This window comes from Candidatus Skiveiella danica (assembly GCF_022705245.1).
Classification (GTDB): Bacteria; Pseudomonadota; Gammaproteobacteria; order Burkholderiales; family Burkholderiaceae_C; genus Skiveiella; species Skiveiella danica.
Genome location: NZ_JAKJEW010000131.1, coordinates 1 through 277, shown reverse-complemented (window position 1 = coordinate 277; position 277 = coordinate 1). Strand labels below are relative to the sequence as shown.

Sequence of the window (277 nt, the reverse complement as noted above, 5' to 3'; positions counted from 1 at the left end):
ACGTTCCAGGGGGCGGCGTAAGGGAGGTCTGCAAGCGATTCTTTAGCCGCCCGACCGTCTGCAAAAGCCTTTTTTTCGTCACGGGTTTGACCAGATAATCGACCGCTTCGCGTTCGAACGCCTCTACCGCGTAGTCGTCGTAGGCGGTGACAAAAACAACATGACAGGCCTTAGCGATTTTTCCGGCGACCTCCAGTCCGGAAAGCCCCGGCATTTTTATATCCAGAAACGCAATTTGCGCAGCGTGCGTATCGACCATCTCCAGAGCCTCGGAACC

1 protein-coding gene is annotated in these 277 nt (G+C 55.6%); it reads right to left on the bottom strand.

Going from position 1 to position 277, the window contains the following annotated elements:
* Nucleotides 1-259: LytR/AlgR family response regulator transcription factor (locus tag ACMUOY_RS20475; protein WP_413894557.1), on the bottom strand; the 259-nt coding region annotated here is incomplete at its 3' end.
* Nucleotides 260-277: the final 18 nt, after the last annotated feature.